General features: G+C 41.6%; 24 protein-coding genes. 11 read left to right on the forward strand and 13 right to left on the reverse strand.

What is annotated here, in order from left to right:
• Window positions 1-191: 191 nt before the first annotated feature.
• From mnhG to ACIQ0H_RS15440, 7 genes are read right to left on the reverse strand one after another with little or no spacing between them, the layout of a single operon-like run.
• A complete protein-coding gene (gene mnhG, locus ACIQ0H_RS15410) occupies window positions 192-560 on the reverse strand; it encodes a monovalent cation/H(+) antiporter subunit G (protein WP_403416428.1) in 369 nt (122 codons plus the stop codon).
• Window positions 544-825 (reverse strand): Na(+)/H(+) antiporter subunit F1, encoded by a 282-nt coding sequence (locus ACIQ0H_RS15415; protein WP_403416431.1) that lies wholly within the window; start codon window positions 823-825, stop codon window positions 544-546. The genes mnhG and ACIQ0H_RS15415 overlap by 17 nt, the downstream gene beginning before the upstream one ends.
• On the reverse strand, window positions 822-1,301 hold the full coding sequence (locus ACIQ0H_RS15420) for a Na+/H+ antiporter subunit E (protein WP_403416434.1): 480 nt from the start codon (window positions 1,299-1,301) through the stop codon (window positions 822-824). The genes ACIQ0H_RS15415 and ACIQ0H_RS15420 overlap by 4 nt, the downstream gene beginning before the upstream one ends.
• Window positions 1,302-1,307: 6 nt before the next feature.
• Window positions 1,308-2,789 (reverse strand): Na+/H+ antiporter subunit D, encoded by a 1,482-nt coding sequence (locus ACIQ0H_RS15425; RefSeq protein ID WP_403416436.1) that lies wholly within the window; start codon window positions 2,787-2,789, stop codon window positions 1,308-1,310.
• A complete protein-coding gene (locus ACIQ0H_RS15430; protein ID WP_403416439.1) occupies window positions 2,782-3,123 on the reverse strand; it encodes a Na(+)/H(+) antiporter subunit C in 342 nt (113 codons plus the stop codon). Before ACIQ0H_RS15430 ends, ACIQ0H_RS15425 begins: the two co-directional genes overlap by 8 nt.
• On the reverse strand, window positions 3,114-3,545 hold the full coding sequence (locus ACIQ0H_RS15435) for a Na(+)/H(+) antiporter subunit B (RefSeq protein ID WP_403416442.1): 432 nt from the start codon (window positions 3,543-3,545) through the stop codon (window positions 3,114-3,116). The genes ACIQ0H_RS15430 and ACIQ0H_RS15435 overlap by 10 nt, the downstream gene beginning before the upstream one ends.
• Window positions 3,532-5,940, reverse strand: a complete 2,409-nt coding sequence (locus ACIQ0H_RS15440) for a Na+/H+ antiporter subunit A (protein WP_403416443.1) — start codon at window positions 5,938-5,940, stop codon at window positions 3,532-3,534. The genes ACIQ0H_RS15435 and ACIQ0H_RS15440 overlap by 14 nt, the downstream gene beginning before the upstream one ends.
• Before the next feature lie 1,045 nt (window positions 5,941-6,985).
• Here ACIQ0H_RS15440 and ACIQ0H_RS15445 point away from each other — a divergent pair.
• A complete protein-coding gene (locus ACIQ0H_RS15445) occupies window positions 6,986-7,549 on the forward strand; it encodes a YufK family protein (protein WP_403416445.1) in 564 nt (187 codons plus the stop codon).
• A gap of 25 nt (window positions 7,550-7,574) precedes the next feature.
• On the opposite strand, the gene ACIQ0H_RS15450 is transcribed toward ACIQ0H_RS15445, so the two are convergent.
• Complete coding sequence (locus ACIQ0H_RS15450) at window positions 7,575-9,335, reverse strand: transglycosylase domain-containing protein (RefSeq protein ID WP_403416447.1); 1,761 nt, start codon at window positions 9,333-9,335, stop codon at window positions 7,575-7,577.
• 128 nt (window positions 9,336-9,463) lie between these two features.
• A complete protein-coding gene (locus ACIQ0H_RS15455; protein WP_403416449.1) occupies window positions 9,464-10,696 on the reverse strand; it encodes an MFS transporter in 1,233 nt (410 codons plus the stop codon).
• A gap of 128 nt (window positions 10,697-10,824) precedes the next feature.
• Here ACIQ0H_RS15455 and ACIQ0H_RS15460 point away from each other — a divergent pair, with 128 nt between their 5' ends.
• Window positions 10,825-11,577, forward strand: coding sequence for a peptidylprolyl isomerase (locus ACIQ0H_RS15460; protein ID WP_403416452.1), 753 nt, complete (start codon window positions 10,825-10,827; stop codon window positions 11,575-11,577).
• Between the two features lie 56 nt (window positions 11,578-11,633).
• On the forward strand, window positions 11,634-11,837 hold the full coding sequence (locus ACIQ0H_RS15465; protein WP_403416580.1) for a hypothetical protein: 204 nt from the start codon (window positions 11,634-11,636) through the stop codon (window positions 11,835-11,837).
• Between the two features lie 147 nt (window positions 11,838-11,984).
• Here the strand turns inward: ACIQ0H_RS15465 and ACIQ0H_RS15470 are convergent, their stop codons facing one another.
• A complete protein-coding gene (locus ACIQ0H_RS15470; protein ID WP_403416454.1) occupies window positions 11,985-12,434 on the reverse strand; it encodes a hypothetical protein in 450 nt (149 codons plus the stop codon).
• A gap of 101 nt (window positions 12,435-12,535) precedes the next feature.
• Between ACIQ0H_RS15470 and ACIQ0H_RS15475 the strand changes: the two genes are divergently transcribed.
• A complete protein-coding gene (locus ACIQ0H_RS15475; RefSeq protein WP_403416457.1) occupies window positions 12,536-12,949 on the forward strand; it encodes a pyridoxamine 5'-phosphate oxidase family protein in 414 nt (137 codons plus the stop codon).
• A gap of 43 nt (window positions 12,950-12,992) precedes the next feature.
• Here the strand turns inward: ACIQ0H_RS15475 and ACIQ0H_RS15480 are convergent, their stop codons facing one another.
• On the reverse strand, window positions 12,993-13,898 hold the full coding sequence (locus ACIQ0H_RS15480) for a MerR family transcriptional regulator (RefSeq protein ID WP_403416459.1): 906 nt from the start codon (window positions 13,896-13,898) through the stop codon (window positions 12,993-12,995).
• Window positions 13,899-14,986: 1,088 nt separating this feature from the next.
• On the opposite strand from ACIQ0H_RS15480, the gene ACIQ0H_RS15485 reads away from it, so the two are divergent.
• From ACIQ0H_RS15485 to ACIQ0H_RS15500, 4 genes are all read left to right on the forward strand, one after another.
• Window positions 14,987-16,054, forward strand: coding sequence for an ABC transporter permease (locus tag ACIQ0H_RS15485; protein ID WP_403416462.1), 1,068 nt, complete (start codon window positions 14,987-14,989; stop codon window positions 16,052-16,054).
• 3 nt (window positions 16,055-16,057) lie between these two features.
• Entirely contained in the window at window positions 16,058-16,729 is a 672-nt protein-coding gene (locus tag ACIQ0H_RS15490) for an ABC transporter ATP-binding protein (RefSeq protein ID WP_403416464.1), read from the forward strand.
• 164 nt (window positions 16,730-16,893) lie between these two features.
• Window positions 16,894-18,333, forward strand: coding sequence for a cryptochrome/photolyase family protein (locus ACIQ0H_RS15495; RefSeq protein ID WP_403416467.1), 1,440 nt, complete (start codon window positions 16,894-16,896; stop codon window positions 18,331-18,333).
• Between the two features lie 194 nt (window positions 18,334-18,527).
• Window positions 18,528-18,827: a DUF3243 domain-containing protein gene (locus ACIQ0H_RS15500; protein ID WP_403416582.1), complete on the forward strand. Its 300-nt coding sequence runs from the start codon at window positions 18,528-18,530 to the stop codon at window positions 18,825-18,827.
• Window positions 18,828-18,955: 128 nt separating this feature from the next.
• Here the strand turns inward: ACIQ0H_RS15500 and ACIQ0H_RS15505 are convergent, their stop codons facing one another.
• The gene (locus tag ACIQ0H_RS15505; protein ID WP_403416470.1) at window positions 18,956-20,131 is read right to left on the reverse strand and encodes a MalY/PatB family protein; all 1,176 of its coding nucleotides are present in this window, start codon (window positions 20,129-20,131) and stop codon (window positions 18,956-18,958) included.
• A gap of 73 nt (window positions 20,132-20,204) precedes the next feature.
• On the opposite strand from ACIQ0H_RS15505, the gene ACIQ0H_RS15510 reads away from it, so the two are divergent.
• The 3 genes from ACIQ0H_RS15510 (at window position 20,205) to ACIQ0H_RS15520 (ending at window position 22,601) form a co-directional block, all read left to right on the forward strand.
• Window positions 20,205-20,465, forward strand: coding sequence for a DUF1871 family protein (locus ACIQ0H_RS15510; RefSeq protein WP_403416472.1), 261 nt, complete (start codon window positions 20,205-20,207; stop codon window positions 20,463-20,465).
• An 838-nt stretch (window positions 20,466-21,303) separates the two neighbouring features.
• Window positions 21,304-21,585, forward strand: coding sequence for a CD3324 family protein (locus ACIQ0H_RS15515; protein ID WP_403416474.1), 282 nt, complete (start codon window positions 21,304-21,306; stop codon window positions 21,583-21,585).
• Between the two features lie 104 nt (window positions 21,586-21,689).
• Window positions 21,690-22,601 (forward strand): GNAT family N-acetyltransferase, encoded by a 912-nt coding sequence (locus ACIQ0H_RS15520; RefSeq protein WP_403416477.1) that lies wholly within the window; start codon window positions 21,690-21,692, stop codon window positions 22,599-22,601.
• Window positions 22,602-22,646: 45 nt separating this feature from the next.
• Here the strand turns inward: ACIQ0H_RS15520 and ACIQ0H_RS15525 are convergent, their stop codons facing one another.
• Entirely contained in the window at window positions 22,647-23,975 is a 1,329-nt protein-coding gene (locus tag ACIQ0H_RS15525) for a sodium-dependent transporter (RefSeq protein WP_403416479.1), read from the reverse strand.
• Window positions 23,976-24,178 lie beyond the last annotated feature (203 nt).

Below are 24,178 nucleotides of genomic sequence, written 5' to 3' on the forward strand. Positions count from 1 at the left end.
GCAACAAGGAAGGATGCAGTTCAAACCTTCCCCACTGCATGACCTACAAAGAAGGATACAAATCAATTCTCCTCCCTGTAGGCCTTAAGCGCAATTCAAAATTTGGATGTAATTACGCCGAGGCGTAATAGATTACTTTGATCCATAAAAATACGCATGACAGTCGGATATCCGGCTGCCATGCGTGTTTTTTAATGTTCTTTTTGATTGTTCTTTGCTTTTTTTACAACTTCTGCGAGATCATCCCCAACAGTGAGTTTGGTAGGTTTGACACCGGATAGATAGGCTGCCCGCCCCATGAGATGTCCACCAATTGGAGAAGTGATGAACAGGAAGGCGATGGCTAAAATGAGCTGGATGCTAAAGTTGCCTTCCTTCAACCAAAAGTGAAAAAATACACCTAACAAAATACTGAGTACACCTAACGTCGCACTTTTGGAAGCCGCATGTGCCCGCGTATAAACGTCGGGTAAACGCAAGATGCCGATGACTGTTACGATGGTGAAAATGATACCGACAACAATCGTTGAAATGATGAGTATATTAGCGATTACGGTCACGTTCGATGATCTCTCCTTTCTCAATGAATTTGGAGAACGATACAGTCCCGATGAATGACATGATCGCAATTAGCAAGATGACTTCGAAGAAAAATCCAGTATCGAATAAAATCGACAACAAGGCAATAGCTGAAATAAGCATGACACCAATCGCATCAAGTGCAATCAGGCGATCTGGTGTAGAAGGACCGCAGAAGACACGGTATAGTAAGCCGCCCATCGATAGGATGACTAGAATGAGACAGATCCATATGAACGTTGTCATGGACGACTCACCTCCTTAATCGCTTTTTCGAATGTATTTTTAATGGAATCAATTGCTTCGTCTACGTCGTCAACATCAATTGCATGAATGTAGAGTGTGCGTTGATCATCAGAGACGTTTAACACGATTGTTCCGGGTGTCAATGTAATGAGACTTGATAATAATGTAATCTCCCAGTCGTGCTCAAGATCGGTCGGTAGCGCAAAAATCATAGGTTGAATATCCATCTTCGGTCGTAACACAACGCGTAGCACGGAAATATTCGATAATGTCAGCTCTTTGAAGAACAGTAGTGTTAATTTAACCGTGGCCCATAGTCGCCAAATGTATAGTCTTTCTTTGAAAAATCGTCTCATCATAAAGATTAAAAGAAGACCAATCAAGTAGCCAATGATGAATGTCGAGGCTGTCATGGAAGTACTCATGAACATCCAGACAAAGGCGATGAAAACGTTCAATAATAGTTGGAAAGCCATCGCAATCTACTCCTTTAACACCGCATCAATATAGATGGACGGTTGTAGTAATACGTTCGCGGCATCCGTCATATATGGCATGAGCCATTCAGTACCCACACCGTAAAATACCGATAGGACGACCAACACGACGGCTGGAATCATCATGCGTCGGTATGGACGACGTTCCGTTTTGGGTAGTGCAACGGGTTCTCCCCAAAATGCATAGATGAAAATTCGAATGACAGATAACAAGACAATCAGGCTCGATAGGAGAAGGATGATACTCCCCCAGACATGGTCCGCCTCGAACGCCCCTTTTACAATCAGCAGCTTTCCAATGAAACCACTTAACGGCGGAATACCCGCTAGTCCAAACGCAGCGATTAAATAAATCCATCCAAGTGGGGCGTGTGTTTTCATAAGCCCACCCATTTTACGTAAGTTGGATGTACCCGTGACGTAAATGATTATCCCGATAAGTAGGAACAGAGCTCCCTTGATTAACATGTCATGAATGAGATAGAAAACCGCACCTGATAAGCCAGATTCGTTCATCTGTGCTGCGCCAAATAGAATGACGCCAACAGCGATGACGATGTTGTAGATAATAATTTGTTTTAGATCGAAATAGGCAAGTGCCCCAATACAACCCGCTATAATCGTCAAGATGGATAATACATACAAGATTTCATGTGTAAATCCGATATCATGGACGAAAAACAACGTGTACGTTCTCATGATGGCATAGACGCCAACTTTTGTTAGCAACGCTCCGAATAAGGCAAGCACCGGTATCGGAGGGGCTGCGTACGATCCTGGCAACCAGAAATACAGTGGAAAGATAGACCCTTTTACTCCAAATACGATGAGCATGAGAATGGCAATCACTGTAATGATACCGGGTTGTCCAATTTGTGCAATCTTCACTGAAATATCGGCCATGTTTAATGTCCCGATAACGGAGTAAAGGAACGCGACTGTAATGACAAACAGTGCCGATGAAATGACATTCACAAGTATATATTTCATTGATTCGCGAAGCTGTCTTTTCTCCCCGCCAAGGACGATTAACACGTACGAGGCGATGAGTAACACTTCGAAGAAGACGAACATATTGAAAATATCGCCTGTCGTAAAGGCACCATTGACGCCAGTTACCATGAACAAAATAGCTGGATAGTAAAAGAAACGTTCTCGCTCTTTCCCAATAGCTGTAAAGCTGTAGATGACCACGCAAAGTGTCAGTAAAAGCGTTGTCGTCACCAGCAACGCTGAAAACATATCAGAAACCATGGAAATGCCGAATGGCGCTGGCCAACTGCCGAGCGTCAGGGCTTGAATCCCATCCGCTTTCACCTTCGCCACAAGGAACAATGCGGCAACTAAGCTGATCACAAGACCAATGCATGTCAATGAACGTTGCACGCGAATATTGTCCTTGAAGAACAGAAGAAGTATCGCGAATAGGAATGGTAAAATGATGGGAAATAAAGGTAGATTAATCATGTTCGTCATTTCCTCTCATCAGATTCATATTGTCTGTTTGATGTTCAGCATACGTCCGATAAGCTAACACAAGGATGAAAGCTGTTACACCGAAGCTGATGACAATGGCCGTCAAAATAAGGGCTTGCGGCAATGGGTCTGCAAAATCGGTTACACCATCTGTAAGTACCGGTGGAGCAAGACCGCCAAGACCACCCATCGTCAGGATTAACAAATGGGCACCATGACTAAGTAAACCAGTCCCCAAAATGATTTTCAGAATACTCCTGGATAGTATTAAATAAGTAGCCGCCATGAACAAAATGCCGATGACCACAATCATAATCAGTTCCATTCGTCATCTCCTCCAATCGACTGAATCATCGTAATCGCCGCGCCTACAACGACAAGGTAGACACCTGCATCGAAAATCATAGCCGTATGCAAGGAAGTTTTTCCGAATAAAGGCAACGTGAAGTAATCGAAAGCATGTGTAAAGAACGGTACATTGAACAGAATCGAACCAGCAGCTGTTCCAAGAGCGAGTAACAACCCGATGCCAGTTACAATCGTAAAGTTGAACGGCAATGCTTTTTGTACCGTTTTCAAATCAAAAGCAAGCAACAGCAGGACAATCGCGCCGGTTGTTAGCAAGCCTCCGACGAAGCCGCCACCAGGTGTATAGTGTCCAGCAAAGAAAATATGGATGGAAAAAAGGAAGATGATGAAAAATACGAGTTTGGTTGTCGTCTGTAAAATGACATCATTTGTTTTCATCCTTATCCTCCTTTCTTGATAGGCGCAGTCGAATCATCGCGAGTACACCGAACCCTGCGACTGCTAGTACAGCAATTTCAAACAATGTATCAAAGCCACGATAATCCACAAGAATCACGTTGACGATATTACCGCCACCCGCTTCAGTCGCAACCGTATCTTTGTAATATTGTGAGATGGATGGAATCAGTTTTTGTGAGTGTGCCGACAACGCGACAAGCATGACAGTTATACCGACACCAGCCGAAATGAGTAGATTCATCAATTTGTTAGGTTTGGTTTCGCCATGGCTTTTCAAAGCAGGCAAATGCTTAAACGCCAACAGGAACAAAGCGACAGATATTGTCTCGATAACAAGTTGAGTAAGTGCTAAGTCGGGTGCTTTGAAAATGACAAAGAACAAGGCGACCGAATAACCAACTGCACCGAGTGCGATAATAGCTGCCAAACGAGTCTTCGCTAGCAGAATCATGACCGTAGCAATGACAAGAATAATCGCTACCAAAATACCATAAACACTTACAGGTGAAAAACTATCCATATCGACAACGAAGGCATCTTTGATGAATAGTGCTGCCGTCGTGATCGCAATGATAAAGGCGAACATATACAGCAAATAGGTCCGGATTAGCCCCGTCATATAGAAACGTGATAGACGGTTCATCCCACCTTCACCGAACAGCATGGCTGAATCATACAAAGCATTCAACGATACATACTGTGGCTGAATGTCGTACAGTTTCTGCCACTTCGACATCGTTACATACAGGATGGCGCCGACGCCGACAATGGCAATCGTCATCCATAATGCTGGCGAATCAAAGCCGTGCCATGCGGCAACATGAACATCTACTTCAGATGGGTGATTGTACAGACCGGGTTGAACCGCAATAACGGCCGGCTTGACTAACCATTTCCCAATGAGGTTGGGGATGAAGAAAATCCCGACAACGAGTGTAGCCAAAATAACTGGGGATATGAGCATCCCGATTGGTGCTTCATGCGGCGTTTTCGGAAGCGATTGACTTTTCCGTTGTCCTGCAAACGTTTTGAATACAAAGTAAAAGCTATAAACGAATGTGAAGACACTCGCGATCCAAGCAACAACTGGGAAGATGATTCCCCATGTATCAAAGTTAAATAACTCAAAATGACGAAGGGCCAGCATGGATTCTAGGAACATTTCCTTACTCAGGAAGCCGTTGAAGGGCGGCAATCCTGCCATCGACATTGAGCCGATGAACGCCACGGTAAAGCTGATAGGCATAATGCTCATCAAGCCGCCGAGTTTACGGATATCCCTCGTACCCGTTTCATGATCGACAATTCCAGCAATCATGAACAAACTACCTTTAAAGGTCGCATGGTTAATGAGATGGAAAATCGCTGCGAATGCTGCAAATTTAAAAATCGCGTCATCCGTATGATAGGCGACTGCACCTGCGCCGAGTAGCGACATAATCAGCCCAAGTTGACTGACGGTTGAGAAGGCTAGAATCGCTTTCAAATCAGTTTGTTTGACAGCGAAGAACGATCCCCAGAACAGGGTCAGTAATCCGATGCCTGTAACGAGCCAGATCCATACTTCAGAAACGGCGAAAATAGGTGTGAAACGTGCAACAAGATACAGTCCAGCTTTCACCATTGTGGCAGAGTGGAGATAGGCACTGACAGGTGTAGGCGCTTCCATTGCATCTGGCAACCAAATGTAGAATGGGAACTGCGCAGACTTTGTAAATGCACCAAGCAACACAAGAACGAGTGCAAGGGTAAAGAATTCATGTCCTACAAAAGTTGAAGCATTGGCGATGAGTTCGCGGATGGAAAACGTTTCGCCCATGATGCCGAGCAGTACGAATCCTCCAAGCATCATTAAACCACCAAACACTGTAATCATCATTGACTTCAAGGCACCAAAGCGCGAACGATCACGCGTATTCCAATAGCCAATCAGTAGGAATGAGGAGATAGATGTTAATTCCCAAAATAAATAGAGGGTAATCACATTATCCGACTGAACAACGCCTAACATGGCGCTCATGAATAACAGTAGATAGACATAGAAGTTGCCAAGCTTCTCCCGATCTTTATCGAGATAAAAGATGGAGTATAGAACAACTAGTGCACCAATGCCTGTGATTAGTAATGTAAACAACAGGCTCAGTCCGTCAATATAGGAAACGAACAAAATATCAAGGGATGGAATCCATTGAAGTTCCGATACGGCGTGTCCGCCATCCATTGTCGTTGTCAGGAATCCTATATAGAAAATGAATAGCGACAGTGGGACCAACAATACGAACCATCCGGTATGTATGCCTTTTAAACGTTTAAAAAGAAGTGGAACGAAAAGGGCAGCTACAATCGGTAGAAAAATTAATAGTACAAATTCCAAGAAAATCCTCCTTTTTTTGAGGTGCTAAGTACCCCTTCCTAGTGTGAGTACCTGGACCCTAATGTTAAACACACAAAAAAAGTCTAACACAAAAGGGCATAGATACCCCTTGGTGACAGACTCCTCCAAGTACGTTCAATTATTTAACTGAAGTCACTATAACATAGCTCAAGAGAATTGTAAAATTGAAAAAAGTGGGATACACCGCGACTTTGTTGCTAGTATTGGTGTGTTTCCTATAGTATAGGAGTTATGAAATTATCACGTTTGTTGATTACCCAAAATCAACCAAACATATTATACATCAAGCGCTACGTGTATAATATGTTCGGATTGCTTTGGTTTGAATGACTTCTATACGATAACCGGGATGTCTGAATGTGTAGGGATGCGACTTTGTCGCATCCCTACACATTCTTTTCGGTAATCGTATGGTGGTCTTTCATCCGTCGCACTCCAAAAGCGCAGATACACGAAGTGAAGAAGCTTTTTGTGACGAAAGAATTACATGCTTCTTAGCTGGAGAGGAGCCGCCAAAGATGAAATTTTGTCGGCCGATGCTTTCTCTATGGTTTTTTTCTTCTTTTATTTTAAGGAAGCGCTACTTTCTATAAGGCATCACAGGTGGAGGAATTGTAGTGCATTCCTCCTTTGATGAGATGCATAATCTTTGCTAAAAGTAAGCAAGAAACGCATTGTACAAAGTGCTCGAGTGCCCGGAATTGCATTTTCGGGCACTTACAATCTCTTTAGAAGGTCATCTATTCTTTTCTTTCAAAGCAGATGCATTTTTCATTTGAATATTGAAGGGACGCGACAGGAAATTAATCACAACAGGATAACCGAAAAAAGTGTGGCTAGAAATGACGAAGTCATTTCTAGCCACACCCCGCCCCTCAGTAAATTTGTCGTGATTAATTCGCCGAAAGCGGACCGGAAATGGTCCAGTGAAAATGAAGGTTTTCAAGCTTATCTTACTAGTATTCTATTCAAGAAAATGCTTAATCAACAGACGTGTGAAATTATATTATTTTTGAGGTGTCCGATGAAGAATCCATACATATTTGGTTATTTGCCATTTGTTACAATTGTGCTATTCAGTTTGACGTTTGGTGTTTATTCGGTAGGTGTCTCGGTAGATCTATTTAAAGAAGTTGGTTTGTATGCGGGGATGCGGGAATTTTTAACAGACATGCAGCTCCGGCTATTCTTGCTAGTGATCTTTACGCTACTGTTCTTTATGGTTTTTTCGGCGTTGAAATTAATTGCCGGGACCATTCATGAAACGGCTATGTTGTTCTTTTCAAAAGATGTAGAGGGAGAATCGTATAGCGAGGCAAAAGGCGGCAATGTGATTTATTTTTTCGGTTCGCTTATATCGGTTGGCGGCATCCATTCGGTTTACATATTGGCCGCTATTTTCTTACTGACCACCTTCGTTTATTTCGTGTATGTCGTGTATAAGTTAAGTAATTACATGACGATTGGCAGGACAGTGGGATTGATTGTTTTTGAAATGACTATTTGGAGTGTACTTATCTCCACGATTCTCTACATTTTGCTTAAGCTTTATAATGGTGTGCTAGCGAGTTTACCTTTTTTGAATTAAAAAAGACTAACCTTCCATTAGAAGGCTAGTCCTGGAGCAATGCGGAAAAAAGTTGTAGATGGATTTTTTGTTCACTCAAACGTTGCATAGACTGCGGCTTATCGTAGCCAACCCAGACGGCTGTCGTGTAGGTGTCATTCAATCCACCTACCCATAAATCTTTATAGTTATCCGTTGTGCCCGTTTTGGCGCCTGTATAGGCAGTCGTATACGGGATGCCGCGTCCCGTACCATTTCTAACGACATCTGCTAGTAAGTCACGCATTGTGTTCACCGTGGCGGGCGACCAGATGTCGATTTTTTTATCATCCCATTTATATAGAAGATTTCCTTCTTTATCCTTCACAGTACGGATTGCATGAACGGGGCTATAGCGACCGTCGATGAAGCTAGAATAGGCCCCCGCGAGTTCAAGTGGCGTCATCCCTTTAGCGAATCCTCCGAGTGCAGCCGTATAGTTTCGATCCTGCTGCGTAACGGATTTGAACTGGAACGGTTCAATAAATTCGAACGCCTTGTCAATTCCAACGGATTGAAGTAAACGGACAGCAGCAGTATTATGGCTGTGCCGAAATGCTTCTTTCACTGTAGTTGTCCCGTACACGGAGCCCCCGACATTTGTAGGGCAGTATGTACCGATACAAATATTGCGGCTATTGATGGGGGAATTATCCGTATATGACCCGCTTTCAAAGAAGGGGGCATAGACCAAGATCGGTTTAATGGCAGAACCTGGTTGACGAACCGCTTGAAATGCGCGGTGGAAATCGGCTTTTTTATAGTTTTTCCCGGCAAATAAGCTGATGATTTCCCGTGTATCATTGTCGATGACAGCTGCCCCTGCTTGTAGTTCCTTGGGTTGTAACAAGGTGGAAAGGGCACGCTCGTCCTGCCGTTGTTTGTGTGGATCAAGCGCTGTTTCAATGATGGGGCCTGTTGCCAACACTTCGGCTGTCCGTAGCTGGATTTGCGTTTTATCTGTTAGACCCTCCGATTCGGCAATCAGCTCCGACAGTTCAGAAAGGACATATGTACTGTAAGCTGGAAAATTATTTTCTTTCTTTTTCAGCTGTAATGTAATAGGTATATTGCTATAGGTTTCGGCTTCTATTGTGGTGATCACGCTATTCCTTGCAAGGATGGCTAGTAGACGCTCTTGTCTCTTTTTCGTTTGATTGAAACGCACTAATGGATCATATAACGAAGGATTGTTTGGAATGGCTGCGAGAAATGCCAGTTGCGCTTCATTCAACTCCTGAAGGGGTTTGCTGAAGTAATAGGTCGCAGCTGCGCCGATTCCGTAGACTTGATGACCGAAATACATTTCATTCAAGTACATTTCTAAAATTTCGTCCTTCGTCGATTGCTTCTCGAGCTCCGCCGCATAAAAAAGTTCCGTTACCTTACGCTCATACGTCTTTTCGGTCGATAACAACCGCATGCGCACGACTTGTTGGGTAATGGTTGATGCACCTTGTTGCAGATCATCTGTTGCGCTATTGACAGCGAATGCTCGAACGATTGCTGCGATATCATAACCACGGTGCTCAAAAAATCCCGTATCTTCACTTTCAAGAAAGAGTTGACGTGCGAATAGCGGGATGGAGGCAAGTCGAAGGGGTTCTCGCCACTCTACATACTCCTCTGCAAAAATGACTCCGTTATGATCAGTCATCACTACGGTGAAGTTGATGGGTGGAGCCGATAGTTCAATAGAATTGCTCATTTGCTCGTTTAACGAATCAGCCGTAGTTAACTCGGCGGCAATCGCCTTTTGGATGATCATTAGGATAGGGATGAATAAAAGAATGATAACTATACCAATAGCTTGTTTCAAAACTCCGGAGCCTCCATTTAAAAGTCTTGTATTAACAAAAATATAGCACACCCCAGTTAAGGAAGTGTGCCATTTTTTCACGTATGCGTTTTTTGTTCTTGCATCGCTAGAAAATCTTCGAAGTCTTGAACAGGTTTTCTTTTCGCATAGTACAAGAATGCAAAACCCACCAAAAACAATGCCCCTGTCACGATGAAGACTGCCGAGATACCGAGGAATCCACTAAGGATCCCCCCAAACATAGGACCGATGATATTCCCAAGAAAGCGGAAGCTTGTGTTGTAGCCCATCACTTCTCCTTGGATATCAATCGGTGCTTCTCGTCGGACAAGTGCAGTTGTGATTGGAATCATTCCACCGATTGCAATCCCAAATAGTAGTCGACAAATGATCAGTTGCCATAACTCCGTAACAAACGCTTGTGGGATGATGAATACAAAGGATAACAGCAGTAGAATCGATAACACCTTTTCGTAGCCGATATCATCCCCGAGTTTCCCCCAGTGGCGAGCGAACAACAGATTACCTAGCCCAGCCGCACTAAAGGTGATGCCTGCTAGAAGTGCCACGTCTTTGGCGTCTGATAGTTCTGCCACGTAGAGTGACAACAGTGGCTGGATGCTAAAGTTCCCAATCTGAATGAGGGCGGTGACCACCATAACATTCAACATCAGACGGTGGTGGAGGAGCCCGCTCAATATCGCTTTTCGTGAATAACGGTTAGCTCGCGCATTTTTTGCGCGTTTCTGCTCTTGGAGGCCGAATAGGACGATAATGGCAGCAACTATAATGGAGATTGAGGTAATCACAAAGGTATATTGAAATCCGAAAGTATCCGCAAGTAATCCGCCTAAAACCGGACCGAATAATGTACCTGTTACGCTCCCCATCTGTAAAGTACCTAGCATTTTACCCGCATCTTCTTTCGCCGTCTGAGAGGAGATAAAAGCAAGTGAGGTCGGGATGAACCCTGTGACGACCCCATTGAGAAGTCGCAATAGGAAAAATGCTTCAACCGAATCGACAAAGCCCATCAGAAAGACAGAAGTAGCAATCCCGAAGCCATTAATGAGTAAGATGGGTTTAAAGCCATATTTGTCAGCGACCCGTCCCCAAATAGGCGACATAATGAAAGCCGTCACAAATGACGCACCAAAAATAAGGCCAGACCATTTTTGAACGTAGGCATCGGAATGGTCACCGAAGGTTTCAATATAAAGAGAGAGGAAAGGCATAATCATTGTCATGGTGCCGGCGACAAGGAAGTTGGAAATCAAAATGATGATGAAATTTCGTTTTTGCACGTCCATGTGAAAACCCGCTTTCTGTATCGTGCTCTACTTGTAGTATAAAACAGTTCGAGTGACGAAGGAAGTTTCGTGCTTAATCGTCGAAATAGTTGTTTAGATATGGTAAAATGATTCGGGGTGAATGTGAAATGAAAAAGTATTTTTTCTCTCTACTAACAATCTTTGCTTTGATCCTGCTAACCGCCTGCGGTACGGACACGGACAAAGTTCAAGAGAAGGAAGAACCAGTTGACAAAGCTGGGCAAGCACCGACCGAAGAAAAAAGTGAGAAAGAACAAGAGGAGGAAACAACTATGTATCCACAATTATCAAAAGAAGTAGCAGCAAACGAGGCGCTCGTTGTCATGAACACGACACTTGGACCAATTAAAATCAAGCTTTTCCCTGAACAAGCTCCAAAAACAGTCGAAAACTTTTTGACGCACGCTGAAAATGGCTATTACGATGGCATCATTTTCCACCGCGTTATTAAAGATTTCATGATTCAAGGTGGAGACCCAACTGGTACAGGAATGGGTGGAGAAAGCATTTACGGTAAAACATTTGAAGATGAGTTCACAATGGACCTATTCAATCTAAATGGTGCACTTTCTATGGCAAACGCTGGTCCTGGAACGAATGGTAGCCAGTTCTTCATCGTTCAAGCATCACAAGCACCTGGAACTGCTAAGCAAATGGAAGATGGTGGATGGCCGGCGGAAATCGCTAAAGCTTACGAAGAAATGGGCGGCACACCACATCTTGACCAAAAGCATACAGTATTTGGACAAGTGATTGAAGGCATGGACGTAGTTAACAAAATTGCTGCAGTGAAAAAAGGACCTCAAGATAAGCCTGTTGAAGACGTTTCTATCGAATCGATTGAAATTCTTCAAAAATAATTCTCGTCATGTGAAATTACAACAGTAAGGAAGTGTAACAAGTGGACGTCCTATTAATGCCGTTCCTTTACTTTCCGGAAGATAAATCAGAATACGTCTCAGCGGCCTTTTCGTTTTTGTTTTTTGGAATTCTTATGGTACTGACCTTCAGGTGGATCAAACGTCATTCGAAGAAACAGGAACTAGAAACGAAAGAACTCGAAGAACGTATTTTGCGCGAGCGCCGCGAGGCACAAAAAAAACAGCATCCTCAAAATTGAGGTGCTGAGATTATAGTGAAAAAAGAGTTTGAGATGGCAACACCTCGAACTCTTTTTTTTTTTTGAGTTAAATCATTAGAAATACCAAGTTATCCATTATTACTATTTATCAGGATAATATAAATGGCTTGTAGGGAATCTGTATAGCTACTTTTCTGATAAATCTTGAGCAATTAATTCACCTATTATATACCCATAAGTTATGTGTCCCACCATCCAATATGATAAGGAAGGGAGACTCGAAAAGCTGGGGGTCCTATCAGAAAATGTAGTGGTAGGGAATAATGCTACTCCAATGAAGAAACAAAAAAACGTACATAAAGCAATAATTTTCTTTCGAGATAAAATCTGCTTATAAATGACCAGCGAATATAAACCGAAAGCTAATACAATTGAAACTAAAAGATGAAAACTCACTTCAACAAGTTCTGGAAAAACGAACTGATTGATGTAAGGGATATAATCGACGTTTAATAATAGCGTGTAAACTTTTAAATGCGTATTTTGCTCAACAATTTTCAACAATGCAGCTAAGAATAAACCTGAAATCATACCAGATAAAATAGCATTACGAAATCCTTGTTTTGTTACGAGCATAATTCCACTCCTCATTAAGTTATTGCCATTGATGTGAAGAATGTATAACTCCTTGCTGAGAGAGGTAAACTACAACAAGTCTAAAAAAGGAGTAGATCCTGATGGATTCGAAAAAAGAAGCGCTGAAAATCTTAAAAGAAAGCCCTGTCGGAACGATGGCAACCGTTCAACAGAACAAGCCCCATACACGGTACATGACGTTTTTTAATGATGAATTTACGCTGTACACCGCAACATCAAAACAAACTCAAAAGGTGGATGAACTTGAGTCGAATCCGTATACACATATCCTAATTGGATATGAAGGAAAAGGGATGGGTGACGAATATCTTGAAATAGAAGGTATAGTCACCATTTCTGACGATGATAGCATCAAAGAAAAGGTGTGGAATAAGCATATGAAATCGTGGTTTAGCGGTCCTGAGGATCCAGACCTTGTCATTTTGAAAATTTCACCCGATGCAATTCGTGTGATGAATAAAAAAGGTGAGGAACCAAAAGAAGTTACACTCTGACCAAAAAGTACCAGCGCTAGATGCTGGTACTTTTTTGATGTGATTAGCGTAAGGTTTCTTCAATTGAGTTTGTAACGTGTATTGCTCGAAGTTTTTTGTTCGTTGTGTAGGCAAGTGCACCTGTACCGCCTAAGTAAAAATCAATGTGTTTGTTGTCTACAGCGAACTGATCTAACCTCTTTAGTAAGTCTGGATCATTTTCAAATGGAGCCGTTGTTGTTGCTGATAGTAGTACTTTAGCTGGCTTCAATTTTTCTACAAGCAATTCAATAGAGCCAGGAGCAGGGGAAGCACCAACAAGCATTGTTCTCCAGCCTTTCTGCATAAATTGCAATAGAAGTATGTGTAAAGGGATTTCGTGCAGTTCATAAGGAAGGCAAGCTCCGACGATTAAAGACGCATTTTCACGGCATTGATAGTTACGACGAATTTGCACTAAAAAGTCACGTGTGACAAGACTAGAGACAGCCTCTTGGTATTCATTCCATTCCTTACGATGCCATCTGTCTCCCACCTCTTTTAAAAAAGGGACGATGACGGATGTCAAAAAAACATCTAATCCGTAAGAATGGTAAGCTTTTTGTAATACTAAATGTAATTCTAATTCATCGCAATGTGCTCCTTTTTCTAGAAGTTGAAAGACATAATCATTAAGGATTGCTGGATGTTGAAGGGATTGGGGAGGTTCTGGCACAGCATCTACTACAATCTTTCTTGCTTTTGTCATCTCGACAGCACGCTTAACGGTATGTCCTTGTTCAGAGAGAGTTTTGACGCTTAGCAGAAAATTTATATCTACTTCACTATATATACGATAGCCGTTTTCCAGTCTTTTTGGTTGTACTAGATGATAACGTTCTTCCCATTTGCGGATCACTTGTTTTGATAATCCAGTCATATCTGAAACTTGTTGAATAAGATACATTCCATCTAAATCTGTTGAAGACATGTTGTTTATGACATCCTTTCGGCAAACTATAAGTCCATGTGTAAGTATAAGGATTTTGGGTGCTTTGTACAATGTTGTAGTTCGAAGGTTGTACAAAAAGTGTGTGACCAAACCTGTATCGACTTCAAAGAAACTTCCTCGTGTATAGGTTCAAGCTTTCCAAACAAGCAGCATTGGAATAATTCGTATCCAACCACTTTCAGCCATTCAAAGTTTTCTCTTTGTTCAATACCTCCAGCGAGAGGAACAGCACCAATTTGTTTAATTGGATTTACAGAACCCCCTGTACAAATTTCATTTTTAACTTCATAAAATTAGGCATTAATTGTTCAAACACTTCTATTGTATTAAAGCCTTCTCCTACAACATCCACATTTTCTATCTGGACTACAATAGGCCTTCATTTACTGCCATGCAATTTGAAATAGACGGACTCAAATTCCATTATATCTGTGAAATATCTTCCTAATCTACATATTGAATTATGTAAAACTAGTATATAACAAAAGGTGTTTGTGTATAACGTTTTGTTGTAAACTATATACAATGGTTTGACAACAGATTATTACTCTGTTAATAATGGAATTAGAAAATAGGTATAATTGAACTGTAATGAATGGCGGAACATTTTTTGGTAGACTCATAAAACGGATAAGGAATAATGTGGAAGAATCAGAGCCATCCAACATGCTAGCGCAATCATTGCCCATAACGAAAATCGATTTGCATACATATCCAGAAAAAAACAGATGGAGCTGATAGGATTTACAGCCTTAGACATGAGGTCTGTAATTTATGAATAGGTATTAGAGGTTACTTCTCTTGGACTAATAATTAACGGACGAATGTAGAACGATTGAAGAGATTATTAAGTAGTTACATCATCGGTATGTTCGATGGGCACATTTTAGCAAATACAAGAAGTGATGGTGCGCATGATTGTAGAAGAAATAAAATCTACAGAAAAAAGGGAAAGCTAGATGTTGATTTTTGTGAAGTTTATTGACTTGAAATGCTACGAAAAAGGTAGCACGACAGCGGGCAGCCTTCATCAAACAGCTTTACAATTATAAAAAGGAAGTGAAAATATGTTTTTAGCCTTGAATGAAATCAAGAAAAATAAATTACGCTTTACATTGATCATTGGTGTATTAATGCTGGTATCTTATTTAGTATTCTTTCTATCCGGACTTGCGACAGGCTTGGAAAATTTGAATCGCGAATCGGTCGATAAATGGGAAGCCACTGCAATCATATTGACAGAGGAATCGGATAAGAGTATGTACCAATCGTCACTAACAATTGGAGATGCAAACGATATCGGTGCTAAAGAAATGGCTGTCATTGGCCAATTAAATGCTGTTGCCGGTAATGGTGATCAAAAGACAAATGTGTCGATTTTCGGGATAAACAAAGATGAATTCATTATGCCGGAAGTGACGGAAGGCGATGTGTTTGCTAAAGACAATGAAGTAATCGCAAGTGATGCATTAAAAGAAGAAGGATTTAAAGTAGGCGATACATTGCACTTATCTTCGTCTGAAGAAGTCCTAACGATAGTAGGTTTCACAGACAAAGCCAGATTTAATGCAGCTCCAGTTCTGTATGGTGATTTGTCTACTTTTCATCGTGTGAAATACGGTGAAGCGGCTGATGCAAATAAAGAAAGTATAAATGGAATCGTCGTTCGTGGTGATAGTACAGCAGCAATTACTCAAAATGAATCACTGGAATTAATTGAAATTGAAACGTTTATACGCAGTTTACCGGGCTACACGGAACAGAGTTTGACACTGAACTTTATGATCTATTTCTTGTTCGCTATTTCAGCGGTTATTGTAGCCATCTTCCTTTACGTTTTGACTGTCCAAAAAATCAGCATGTTCGGTGTGATGAAAGCACAAGGCATCTCGAATGGCTATCTGTCTCGTTCAGTCATTGCACAGACATTCCTATTAGCTGCAGTAGGTGTAGCTGTCGGTTTTGTGTTGACTTTAATTACGGGTGCATTTTTACCTAGTGCAGTACCTGTAGCTTTCGATCTTATAACGATGCTCGTCTACGGAATTGTTCTGATAGTCGTCGCTATAATGGGAGCGGTGTTCTCCGTTCTTACAATTGTTCGAATCGATCCATTGAAAGCGATAGGGGGATAAAAGATGTCAGTATTAGAATTAATACAAGTGAAAAAAACATTTGGCACGGGTCATAAACAAGTAGAAGCCCTGAAGGAAACAAACTTCACTGCGTACAAGGGTGAGCTAATTGCAATTATAGGTCCATCTGGATCGGGTAAAAGTACATTCCTTACGATTGTTGGTGGGCTTCTGACACCAACTTCAGGTGCTGTCATCATTAATAGTAAGAATCTAGCGGATTTAAACGAGAAAGAGCGTTCGAGAATCCGGTTAAAGGAAATTGGGTTCATTTTACAGGCTTCAAACCTTATCCCATTTCTGACGGTGGCCAATCAGTTGAAACTATTGGATCAAGTAAAAAAAGGGAATATGACAAAATCCCAACTTGAAGAGCTATATGAAGATTTGGGGATTGGTGATTTACGAACTAAATATCCAGCAGATTTGTCCGGAGGGGAACGGCAACGCGTGGCAATTGCCAAAGCATTGTACAGTAATCCTTCTATTATTTTGGCAGATGAACCAACAGCGTCGCTAGACTCAGATCGGGCTTATGAGGTAATGGAGCTATTGAAAAATGAAACGAAGAACAAAAACACCACTACTATTGTCGTGACACATGATATTAGACTGATAGGTTACTTTGACAAGGTATACAAAATGACGGATGGTGTACTTATTCAAGAAACATAAAATGAATCATACGCATAGAGATGACTGACTCGAAAAGAAATTTAAGAATCATCTAAAATCCACTGAACAGTCAAATCGAATGTGTACGTTTTTACCTATGCGACCATAGAATATTGACTTAATGGGACATACTACTCTTAACTGATGCGAAGGATGAGATGTAGTTGAAAAAAATAATCGTTTGGTTTAGAAAAGATTTACGCTTGCATGATAACGCAGCGTTATGGGAAGCGGCTCAACAAGGGATTATCATTCCTGTTTTCATCTGGTCAGAGGAAGAGGAACGAGAATACGCAAGAAGCGAAGCGGCTCGATGGTGGCTTCATCATTCTTTGAAAGCGTTGGAAGAAAAGCTGAAATCGCATGGTTTAACCCTCATTTTAAGAAGAGGCAGTAGTTTTGAACAACTCACCTTAATATGTAACCAAGCGGAAGCGGATGCTGTCTTTTTTGGCGAGCGATATGAGCCTTCCATAAGTAGGAGAGATGGTGTGATTACTAAAAACCTGCTTTTGTACGTAAGTGAAGTTCGTTCATTTTCGTCAAGCTTGTTGTTCCCGCCTGGTGATTTATTGAACCAAAAAAATGACCCATATAAGGTATTTACGTCTTTTTGGAAAAGAACGATGCGTGAATCTGTCAATCGTCCACTTCCGATACCGGAAAATATGGTTCCATACGATGAGGCAATTCCATCTTTACAAGTGGAAGGGCTTGGTTTGTTATCAGAAAACACCTGGTATGAAAAATTTCATACATACTGGGAGCCGGGTGAAGAGGGTGCTATTACGAGGTGGCAACAATTTGTGGATGAAGGGCTTAGCCGTTACGTTGTGGACCGTGATATCCCCTCCGCCCATTCGGTTTCATTGTTATCGCCTCATTTAGCATGGGGAGATATTAGTGTTAGGTCGGTTTGGCATTCAGCTAAAAGACTTCACAATGAGGAAACGGAAGAATTTAACGGAACATCCATCGAAGCGTTTCTGAGGCAACTCATATGGCGTGAATTCGCTTATCACCAGCTCATTCATTTTCCAAAAATGCTCCATGAACCTTTACGTGAAAAATTTAAAGGATTTCCATGGCTAGCGGCTCATGAAGAGTTGGCAAAATGGCAAAAAGGCTTAACGGGTTATCCGCTTGTCGATGCAGGTATGCGGGAACTATGGGAGACGGGTGCAATTCATAATCGGGTTCGTATGGTTGTTGCTTCTTTCTTAGTCAAACATCTACTTGTTTCCTGGGTTGAAGGATCGGAGTGGTTTCAAGAAACCCTCGCTGATTTTGATGCGGCAAGTAATGCAATGGGCTGGCAGTGGGTGGCTGGCTCAGGAATCGACGCGGCACCGTATTTCCGGATATTCAACCCAATCATACAAAGTCAAAAGTTTGATGCAGAAGGCCTTTACATTCGCAAGTGGATTCCCGAGCTTACAGAAATCCCTTCAAAGTATATCCATGAACCGTGGAAAGCACCCGTAGATGTACTGTTAGAAGCCGGGGTCGTACTTGGGGAGACGTATCCACTCCCTATCATAGATCATTCACTTGCCAGGGGGCGTGCGTTAGAAGCGTATGCACAAGTAAAAAACAACGTATGAAGTTTATCCGCCTTCCTTGAAAAAGGGAGGCGGATTTTTTTGTCTACTGGAACAATTACAATTGTTAAAAATCAAATACACCTCATCATAGTGCGTGAAGTCAATTTTCTAACGAAGGATATATTTTCTCGGATTCAAAATAAATTTTAGGGCAGAGTACTGAGTGAACCAAAAAAGGAGTGATTTTAGTGGATATGAAGGATAAAGTGCAAAATGAATTAGCTAAGATTAGCGATGAAACAAAAGGTGAGATTTTAGAAAACTTCAATCAATTCAAGCAGTATCTCGCTGAAAAAGTCGAGTTGGGGGAAAACATGGGATTGAGTGAAGAGAAGCTTGCTAAAACTACAGAGTTAGTTGCAAATTATCTCGCCAAGCATGAAGAACCACGGAATAGGGAAGAGCATGTGTTACTGGAACTTTGGAAATCTGGATCTAAAGAAGAACAACATTCATTGGCGCATATGCTCCTTAAAATGGTGCGGGGAGCTTAATAAGATGTGAATGTCTACTAGTGAATACAAGTTAAAAACAATTTCATCCACAGATGAACTACACCCCAATTGTTAGTGATATCCTGACAATTGGGGTGTAGTTTCATTAGTGGTTATCGAATTTCTTGTTAGTCATTCATCGCAGTGATAAAGCGTTGAACGCCCTCTTCTACGAGTGAACGTGGTGTGGCTACATTCATACGCAGGAAGCCTCGTCCTGCTTCGCCGTATTTTGACCCCGGATCAAGAGCAAGTTTACCCTTATGCAACAGCTTGTCCATGATGACTTCTTCAGTAAGACCCGTCTCGCGGTAATCAATCCAAAGAAGGTATGTACCATGTGGTTTCGCAATTTTTAAGCCAGGGATCGCTGACGTCAGCTCATGAATAGCATAGTTCATGTTAGCGGAAACAGTTTCAAGTAATTCTGCAAGCCATGGGCCACCCTCTTGGTAGGCGGCGGTAAACGCTGCTGCTGCAAATGGACTTAGATCCATCTGTCCATGCATCATCGCATTTAACGTCAGTTTCTCCCGCACACTTTCATCTGTTGCAATCATCACGGCAGCCTGGACACCTGCAAGATTAAACGTTTTTGTTGGTGCTACGCATGTGATAATACGTCCTGCTTCGTCTCCAGCAAGTGTAGCAAGCGGAATATGCGTATTGCCTGGGAACACAAGATCAGCATGGATTTCATCGGATAAAATAAGAACATCATATTTCGAACAAAGTCTGATGATTTCTAGTAGCTCGTCTTCTTTCCAGACGATGCCGCCAGGATTATGAGGATTACATAAGATAAAGAGTTTAACGTTTTGCTGCAAGCATTTTTCAAATTCCTCGAAATTAATCGAATAAGTTCCGTTGTCTTCTTGCATTGCGCAGTCAACGATCGTACGCTGTTGACGTTCTGGAACTTGGAAAAACGGTGGGTAAACCGGTGAAGTGACAAGGATACCGTCTCCTGCTGTAGTAAAGGTTTCAACGACCGATGCAATGGCTGGAACAACCCCATGATGAAATAGCATCCAGTCGTTATTCGTTTCCCAGCCGTGGCGTTCGGCTAACCAAATGCGGAGAGAGTCTTTACAGCCTTCACACATATAGGAGTAGCCGAAAACAGGATGGTCAATGCGGTCTTTCAAAGCTTGGGTCACTGCTTCAGGTGCAGCAAAATCCATATCGGCAATCCACATAGGTAGAATATCTGAAGTGTCTTCAATGCCATAAATCTTATCCATCATGTCCCATTTGACAGAGCGGGTTTTCCGACGTTCAACGACCTGTTCAAAAATATTCACAAGTATCCCTACTTTCCTTTTTTCTCTACTATGCTATCATAAATGAGACTAAAGAAGAATAAGGTGGCTTATCGTGGAAACAATCGAAATGAATAAAAAGGCAATTTACCTTCTAGAACAATGGGATCCATTTGAAGCGGGACCGAAAGCCTATGAACTCGAAATTGTTGATGTTGTTTCGGAACTGCATCGTCTCGATCATCCGACAGACCTTGCTAAACGCATACGTGAGATCTATGAACATACGTATCAGTTGTGGATTCCCATTGAAAAATGCATGAAAATTTCATATAAGTTGTTAGCCATTAAATATGAGGCGAAGTGTATCGTCTGATAAGTTGAGCCATACCTAAGAACGTGTAGGTATGGCTTTTTATCACACTTTTTGATTAACTAAAATTAACCAAGTAAAAATTAATTAAATACTAGGTACTCCGTCTAAAATTGCTTTTTTGATTGCTTTGGATTGAACAACTTCTATACCATTACCGTGCTATTTTTTATGTATAGGGATGCGACTTCGTCGCATCCCTATACATGTTTCCGGTAATCGTATGGTGGTTGTTCACCCTTCGCTCTCCAAAAGCGTAGATACACGAAGTGCCAATGCTTTTTTGGAACCGGGGAATAGAGGGCTTCTTACTAGGAGAGAAGCGGCCAAAGATACAATTTTGGCCGCTGATGCCTTCGCCATGGGCCTTTCCTTTTTCATTTTAGGAAGTGTTCCTTTCAATAGGACTTCACAGGACGAATTGTAGTGTATTTCTCCTATGATAAGATGCATAAACCTTGCTAAAGTAAGGAAGAAACACACTCCTCCTCGGTAATGATGTCGTAAATATTTCGGCGAAAGCGAACCGGAAATAGTCCAGTGAAAATGGTGGTTTCAAGCCTTTGCTTACCTACAATTTATGCAAGTAAATGGTTAATCAACAGACGTAGCTTTTTATATTAAAGTGGGTGAGTTGGAATAGAAAACTTTTTTTGCATCCGCCTTTGCTTGATTTATACAGTGGTATAATGTGGGTGATATATAATAAGCATAAATGTAAAGGAGGGTTGATTTTTATGCGAAGAGACGTAATTCACGTTGCATAGCAAAGGCTATTGCACAATAAAATAATGGCTTTTGCTATTCCTAAAAGAAAAATAACGATTTTAGGAGTGCAACAATGAGCTATCAAAAAGCAAATCATCTTCTGCCAGCAGAGTTGGTAGAGTTAATACAACAATATGTTGATGGGGAATCTATTTATATACCTAAAAAAGAAGAAAACAAAAAGCCTTGGGGATCAGGAACGACTACGAGGCGGGAGTTAGATATCAGGAATGCTACAATCTATGCAGATTACTTAAAGGGAATCCATACCTCGACTTTGGCTGAAAAATACTATTTGTCGTTAAAAAGTATTCAAAGAATCATACTCAAAGAGAAAAGTAGGCCAATGCGATGATAAACCGCATTGGCTTATTTTCTTTTATCAAATTAGTATGAGGTTTTTTCGAGTTATGTAAATGGGCTATACTCTCTTTAGTTGATTAACATGGAGGGGCTACTATGGAGAACATAATCATTAACGGTAAAAACTATATATTGATTTCCAACTACAAGCATGACGACAAGTTGCGGAAAAGTTTTAATGCGTTGACTCAGCAAGTGTACAACTTTGATTTTGAAAAATGGTATAACAGTGGTTATTGGGGAGAGAATTGTCTGTTGTATTCGCTGTTGGATGACGATAAAATTGTTTCTCATATTACCGTCAGTGTCATTGATTTTATGGTCCTGGGGGAAAAGAAACGATTTGTTCAGCTGGGTACAGTCATGACAGATGAACAGTATCGCAACCAAGGGCTGAGTCGCGTGCTGTTGGAGAAGGTTTTGGTGGAATGGAAAGATCACGGCGATATGATTTATCTTTATGCCAATGATAGTGTACTGGATTTTTATCCGAAGTTCGGATTTGTTCCTGTGGATGAATATCAGGCTTCCACAACAGTCACACCTATCCAAAGCCCTTATGCTGTCCGGAAAATGGATATGGCTAGCGACAGTGACCGTGATTTGCTGTATGAAACGGCAAAACATTCAGTTGCCTTATTTGACATCACCATGCAGAATAATGCAGGATTAGTGATGTTTTATAGTCATTGCTTTGATTTGTTCAGCGTGAAAGAAAATCTTTTCTATATAGAAGAACTAAACGCAATAGCTGTTGCAGAATATGAAGAGAATAAGCTAATCTTGTTTGATATTTTGGCAACGGAGACTTTCGCAATCGACGATGTGATACGTGCATTGGCGTTAGAGGATACTGTAGAGGCTATTCTACGATTTATGCCCATTAATAGTGAAAAGTATGAGGTTAGTCTTTTTAAAGAAGAAGATTCTACGCTTATGGTAATGGCTGATAACAGTGAGCTGTTTCAACAGAACAAGCTGATTTTTCCTATGTTATCTCATACCTAGTTTATAAAAGCCCCATGGATTAAATTCCATGGGGCTTTCGCGATATTAAGATTGAATCTCGACAATCCAAGTAATGAAAATAATCACGATTGCGGCAGGTGCTGCGTATCGGACAAGGAATTTCCAAAGCGTGTTCATGACAGGGTGCATGCGTAGCTCTTCGTCTGTTTGCGCTTTCGTTAAGACGAAACCTGCAAACAAGGACACACAAAGTGCACCGAGTGGCATCCCGATTTTACTCGTCAATGTATCAGCGAAATCGAAAATGGAACTGCCAAAAATTTGTACATCGGACAAAACACCAAATGATAACGCGCTCGGAATTCCGACGATGAAGATTAGAATCCCGAATAGCCAAGCAGCTTTTCTTCTATGTTCATGCTTCTGGCGAATACCAGTAGATACAACAATTTCTAGCATCGCTATGGATGACGTCAGTGTGGCAAACAGCATTAGAATGAAAAACAGGATCATGAACGCATTGCCAAATGGAATTTGGCTGGAAATCGCTGGCAGGATGACAAAAATAAGTCCAGGTCCTTCAGCGGGCGATTGCCCAAGGGCGAATACTGCCGGGAAAATGACGAGCCCCGCTAATAGTGAAATAGCGATATTCAAGATTGAAACGTTCACAGCGGATTGTCCCAACCGTTCTTCTTTCGGTAAGTAAGACGCATACGTCATCATGGCGGTTACTCCGACACTTAATGAGAAAAACGCTTGTCCAAGTGCCACTAAGATAGTCGTCCCTGTAAGATAAGACCAATCCGGCACAAATAAGAAACGAACACCTTCCATAGCCCCGTCTAATGTTAATGAACGAATTGCTAGGACGATGAAGAATATGAACAGCAGCGGCATCATCCATCTGCTTGCTCGTTCAATACCACCACGAATCCCACTTTGTACAATCCAAATGGTCAACCCCATAAATAGAGCTTGAGCCAGTAACACTTCGAGTGGATTGGCAATGATAGAATTGAAGTATTCACTATGATCTGCTACATCTAATCGGAAGGTAAACGCGCGTGCTAAGTACGACAGAATCCATCCACCCACGACACTATAAAATGACAGTAGGATAAAGGATACAGCCAATCCCATCCAGCCGAACAAATACCACTTTCGTCCAGGGGCTAGTTTTTTGAGAGACGTGACCACATCGGCCTGTCCTCTCCGTCCAATGACGAATTCTGCAAGTAAGATTGGAAGTCCAATCGCAATTGTACAAATAATGAAGAGAAGGACAAAGACGCTACCACCATTTGTCCCCGCCATATAAGGGAACTTCCAAATGGCACCGAGTCCAATCGCACTACCAGCGGCAGCGAGAACGAATCCGATTTTGGACGTCCATTGATCTCGTTGTTTCATAAAATGACCACTCTTTCTTTTTAATCCATTACACCGAGGCCTAATTGGAGACATCTTCTGAAGTAAGTCAAAGATTCATTCATTGTACACGAATTAACTTGAATGCTAAAGGGGTATTCCACAAGCCTTCGAGTCCAGAATCTTTTAATTTATTTGTGAAACAAATTACGACAAAGTTTCGTATCATCTACAGAAGCAAGAAG

The sequence above is a fragment of the Sporosarcina sp. NPDC096371 genome (genome assembly GCF_044762865.1).
Classification (GTDB): domain Bacteria; phylum Bacillota; class Bacilli; order Bacillales_A; family Planococcaceae; genus Sporosarcina.